This window comes from Paraglaciecola sp., from assembly GCF_051252315.1.
Classification (GTDB): Bacteria; Pseudomonadota; Gammaproteobacteria; order Enterobacterales; family Alteromonadaceae; genus Paraglaciecola.
The window spans coordinates 1-5,309 of the sequence record NZ_JBPOFP010000185.1; the positions used below are offsets into that span (position 1 = coordinate 1).

At 37.8% G+C, this 5,309-nt stretch carries 5 protein-coding genes; all 5 read right to left on the reverse strand.

All coding sequences use genetic code 11. The annotated features are described in order from the left end of the window. Positions 1–1,282 (reverse strand): alkaline phosphatase family protein (locus ACSHXM_RS20665; protein ID WP_435692100.1); only part of this gene is annotated, 1,282 nt, incomplete at its 3' end. 51 nt (positions 1,283–1,333) lie between these two features. Then, entirely contained in the window at positions 1,334–2,602 is a 1,269-nt protein-coding gene (gene eboE / locus ACSHXM_RS20670; RefSeq protein ID WP_435692102.1) for a metabolite traffic protein EboE, read from the reverse strand. Between the two features lie 8 nt (positions 2,603–2,610). Then, the gene (locus ACSHXM_RS20675; RefSeq protein WP_435692104.1) at positions 2,611–3,495 is read right to left on the reverse strand and encodes a TatD family hydrolase; all 885 of its coding nucleotides are present in this window, start codon (positions 3,493–3,495) and stop codon (positions 2,611–2,613) included. 146 nt (positions 3,496–3,641) lie between these two features. Further along, entirely contained in the window at positions 3,642–4,403 is a 762-nt protein-coding gene (locus ACSHXM_RS20680; protein WP_435692106.1) for an EboA domain-containing protein, read from the reverse strand. Between the two features lie 10 nt (positions 4,404–4,413). Continuing rightward, complete coding sequence (locus tag ACSHXM_RS20685; RefSeq protein ID WP_435692108.1) at positions 4,414–5,295, reverse strand: UbiA family prenyltransferase; 882 nt, start codon at positions 5,293–5,295, stop codon at positions 4,414–4,416. Positions 5,296–5,309 lie beyond the last annotated feature (14 nt).

Here is a 5,309-nt window from a genome sequence, read left to right on the forward strand (position 1 = left end):
GGCCATGACTGCCTTTCACCAATTCAGCGTCAAGGGGGATCACATCCATCAAATATCTAAAGCCTAACTTTTTCTTAAGCACTCTTTTTATCACTGCTAATAATGGAAATTTAAAATCAGGATCAACAAACATTTCCACCGGGTCATATCCAATTTTACGATGAATATCCACTGTACGGGCAAACTCTGGGGCCTTCTCATCATCTAACCAGAAATAGTAGGTAAACCAAGCATCAGATTGACTTATCGCCACTAAATCGCCACTGCGGCTATGTTGTAATCCATACTTTTGTTGTTCTTCTTTATCTAATACTTGTTCGATTCCATCAGTGTTTAACAATAACCCCTTAATCTCGGTGAGTTTACTTTTGTCGTTAACATAAACATGAGCACATTGGTGATCAGAAACAGCAAAAGCGGAAGATGCACCACAGTCAATATTTTCTATAGTTTTGTTCTTATAGCTACCACTATCCACCCGAGTTTCACGCACTTTGATATAATTGTGCTTACGTAAAATTTTATTAATGTGTATTGGTTTATCAACTTGAGTTATGCCGTATTCAGACACAATCATAAATTCAGCGTTTGTTGGGTAAGCCGCCACCATTTCACCAATAATCTTATCAATAGCTTGAATTTCTGCAGGAATGCTCTGCCCTTCTGGTCCAAACTTTTGTAAGCAATAATCTAAATGGGGTAAATACACTAACTGTAAATCAGGTTTATTCAATTGGAATTCTTTTGTTGCAGCATCCGCTATCCACTGACTTGCTGCAATACCCGCTTTGGGTCCCCAGAAACTGAAAAAAGGAAACTGGCCAATATCACTTTCAATTTTTTGATGTAACCCATTAGGTGAAGAATATAAATCAAAAATTTTATTACCATCTGCCAAGTAATGCGGTCTAGGAGTCATACTGTTATCAACGTTGGCGTACATGTTGTACCACCAAAATAACTTAGAGACCTTTAATTTAGGATTAGCTTTTTTTAGTACATCCCAAATTTTTTCACTTTGTACTAACTGATTTGATTGTTTCCAAAACCCGACTTCAGCAAGGTCATGAAAGTACCAGCCATTTCCTACAATACCGTGTTCTTTAGCTTGTTTACCAGTCACCATTGCAGACTGAGCAGTTGTGGTAACCGCTGGAAACTCAGCAGCCAAGGGCTGGCTCTTATACCCCTTACTCAATAACTTATTAATATTTGGCGTGTTATCGCCCAACATATAAGGACTCAAACCAACTACATTTAATACAATTAATGGATCTGTCATTTAAAATTTATCACCTAATAACATGAAGATATGCTCAAGAGTGTTAAGTCTTTATTTAAGCAGGTTGCGTGTTTCTAACGCTTTTTCTAACCAACTAAACTCAGCTGCAAACCCTAAGTGAAGACGTTTGGATTTATCTTGTCCTTGTTGCAAGAAATTAAGCCAAGTATACGTCTCGATTTCTAAAAATGGTCGGAGTGAGGCGTGAGTTTGTAAAAAATCCAAAGTGTACAAAATACCTTCTTGAGTAGCAGATAAGAAATCGAAAGGTAAATCGCCAGCACCTTGATTAACAGGTATGTGGTAATGAATAGTAGCTTCGATGTTTTTTTCATTATCACCATCTACCAGATATTCACCGCCTAGTTCGTCACTACCACCTAGAGTATCACCCCAGACTCTTTTAGCACGTTTAAGCGCGTTACACTCCAAATCTGGCAATTCTTCAACTAGTTCACCATCAATAAATACTTTTGTTTGATGCAGAAACTTTTTATCGGCAAATAACTGAGTTAATTGCTCAACCTGTTCGTCGTTACATAAATTTGCTTTAACGGCGTTAGATATTTGGATCTTACCAATTTGAATACCGGCCTGAGTAATCCGATTTAGAGAGCCCTCAATATCTTCACCCATCACAGCTTGATGGCAGGTATCGTAACAACAGCCTAAATAACGCAAAACCTTTTCACTAGCTAGATTCTGTCGTTTAGCTGCTGGCAATAATTCTTTGGTGAAAAACTCCACCAGCTCATGTGTATGTTGCAGCACACAATCGGGCTCCATCTCAATACAAATCACAATTTGTTTGTTGGTTTGCGATTCAATGTCAGCTAAAAAAGTAACAAGTTCTAAAAGGTGCTTTACAGAATGTTTAGTTTGCTCAACATCCCAACCTATTGCATAACCAAGGGGTAAGGTTGAGATAGCGCCTTTTGATTCATCTTCTGGTAAACATTCAGCCAAAATACTAGCTAAAGATTGTGTATATTCAAGCCTTGCGCGCTGGGCCCAAGTGGGTAAATAAACATTTTGTTTGACTACAGGTTGATGAAAATCACCAAAAGGAAAGCCATTTAAACTCGTGAGTCGAACACCACAAGTTTGTAGAGTTTGTTTAAAGTGATTTAACTTATCAGTATTTTGCTGCAAGTCTTTGACTACCTGTTCTGATAACCAAAGACCCGACGCCATGTCGCTCAAACCACGAAGGTTTTTGACGGCAACAAAATGATGTTGAATATTTTTAATGACAGACTGTAAATCAGCGCCTGGATGTACATTACTGCAATAAGCCAGGCTATTTAACGAGTACGTCATGTGATGTGTTAACCTTTTTCTACGATCGGCTCTTGGCCACGTAACACTTTATTATCTTGATAAGTTTTTGTTTGATCTATCAAAGGTTTCTTCACCATATCTAGTGAAATCCTGCCACTTTGAGCAAAGAAATTTATTGGGTTATTGAAGGTGACTTTTTCGACTTGTTCTTTAGTAAAGCCATCTTCCAACATAGCTTGCGCAGTTTTAGGCACTTTAAGGGGGTCACTTACTCCCCAATCAGCGGCACTATTAACGATCATTTTGTCAGTGCCATACTCTTGAAGCAACTTAACCATACGAGGCTCTGACATTTTTGTATTAGGATAAATACTATGACCACGCCAACAATCAGTTTCTAATACTAATGGAAGAGTTTGTTCAGTAAGGTGATCCACCAGCACCATCTCTTCAGCAATACCTGATTCTTTAATTACATCTAAGGTTCTTTTAGTTCCCGATACCTTGTCTCTGTGAGGAGTATGGATCAATACTGGTAGTTTTGTATCTATTGCTAGTTGTAATTGCTCTGCTAAGAAACGATCTTCTTCAGGAGTAATATCGTCATAACCAATTTCTCCTACCCCTACTACATTATCTTTTTGACAGTAACGAGGAAGTATTTTCATTACCGCTTCTGCAAGTTCAATGTCATTTGATTCTTTTGGGTTCAAACCCATAGTACAAAAATGCATGATGCCAAACTGAGATGCGCGAAAATGTTCCCAACCAATTAAGGTGTCAAAATAATCTATAAATGACCCAACTTGTGTGCGCGGTTGCCCTAACCAAAACGCTGGTTCAATAACACCAACAATGCCAGCTTCTGCCATATTTTGGTAGTCATCTGTAGTACGGGCCAACATGTGAATATGTGGGTCAAAATATTTCATTATTAATTTCCTTTACACCATTATGCTATCTAGGTAGCTTTCATTATGGCCTTTATTATATGTTTTTGATCGAAATAATAGCTATTGTCTAATCCCAGTGCGTTTGCCTATTATCGACAAATACAAGCTAGATTAATGTTATACTATCACAACTTTATAAAAGTGAGTTCCTGAAATGCGATCAGCGCCGAAAGTTTTTCGGCATGCTGTTCATCTTTTTGGAAAAAGTGTTGAATATACTGTTCAAAGTCAGCTTTATGTTCCGCTGTCAAATCAGCATACCTGACTGCTAACCACAAAGAGGCTGGCGGAATACGCTCCGCTAATGCTTGTTCTACAGCGTAAGAAAAACACATGTTAGACAATTCTACTGATAGCCTTTTATCTAAACCTTTTAAATCAACAATAGGTAACCCCATAAATAAGGCTTTTAATACTAATTGATTAAAATTTAGGTCTTCAAAATATTGACTAGGATAATCATTATTTAATGCTAAAGCTGAAAATTCGTCTTGGCTGTTACAACGCGCGGCATTTACGGCAAGCCTAACTGCCTCACCTTTAGGATCCAAAAGGCTTAAACCTTTGAGAAAAGCAGATTTTTCACTACTATCTCCGGCTTGATAATAGGCTTTACCAACAGAAGCTATATTTCGCTCGCTTTGACAGATTAAAACTTGTGCAAGTAGACAAATTCGAACTAAATCGCTGACTTGATCAGACAGTAACCCTTCGTTTTCAATAAATTGCACGGAAGTTATTTTACGTTTAACAACAACAGACAAATTTAGTAATTCTTCAATGGGATCATCGCTAGACTGAATAATCTCTAATGCTTCATTCAACCAAGTCGTCTCTTGTGAAGACAAACGACGTCCTAAAACTTTTAAAATATTTTCGGCAGACATAATAAGATGATCACGTAATAGCGTTTAAACGCTTGTTTAACATACGACATGGCGGTAACAAAGCGATGATAATCAAAGCAAACCAATAATGCCCAGCCATAGCCACGAGTAACGCATCTAAAGGGATCACGCCTATCACCATAAAAATAATCATTTTTTGAATATTTTCAGGACTAAACGCTTGAAACACAGCCCTCAGTTTATTTAGAACCAACACAGCCCAGACAGTCAATATACCCCAAGCAATTATGCGAGGTAAACCTTCAAGTACAAATACAAATTCAACTAAATATAAAGAAGACAGCATAGTAACGAGTAAAGCAAAAACAGTTAGCCAAATGGCATTTTTATCTTCAGCTGCGGTTTCTTGTTTACTTAAATAAGTTAAGCCAGTGATATAGGCAAAAATAGGTAAACCGATTAAGAAACTATTGATTGATAAAGCCACAAAACTGGCCCCTAACAGCCAGTTAAAATAACGACAGGCAGCCATACAAAAAGACCCTAATAGCCCCTCTTTAATCAAACCATTGTAACCCACTATCGATAAACTTAAGGCCAACCCTACATATCCAGACACGGAGCTATGTAGAAAAGACATCACAAGTCCAATTGCCATCAGTCCAATACCAATTAACCAGGCATTAGTTAAAGATATGTTTCCACTTGGGATCGGGCGAGATGGCCTTTGTGCTAGGTCTTCTTTATAGTCAAAACAATCATTTAGAGTCATTCCAGCAAAGTAGAAACACACGCTAGCAAATAATAAATAGGCAATGCTTGTATCTAATTGTCCATGCGACATAAGAACAGACGCTGCAATAATATTAGAAAGTGCCGTAAAACCTGCTGGGGCGCGAACAAGTTTTAAATGATTAACGAAAGACGACATATCCTATTTATTAC

Bases quoted from the DNA above. Each gene is read 5' to 3' on its own strand.
- eboE (WP_435692102.1), bottom strand. From the start codon at position 2,602: ATGACGTACTCGTTAAATAGCCTGGCTTATTGCAGTAATGTACATCCA.
- ACSHXM_RS20675 (WP_435692104.1), bottom strand. From the start codon at position 3,495: ATGAAATATTTTGACCCACATATTCACATGTTGGCCCGTACTACAGAT.
- ACSHXM_RS20685 (WP_435692108.1), bottom strand. From the start codon at position 5,295: ATGTCGTCTTTCGTTAATCATTTAAAACTTGTTCGCGCCCCAGCAGGT.
- ACSHXM_RS20680 (WP_435692106.1), bottom strand. From the start codon at position 4,403: ATGTCTGCCGAAAATATTTTAAAAGTTTTAGGACGTCGTTTGTCTTCA.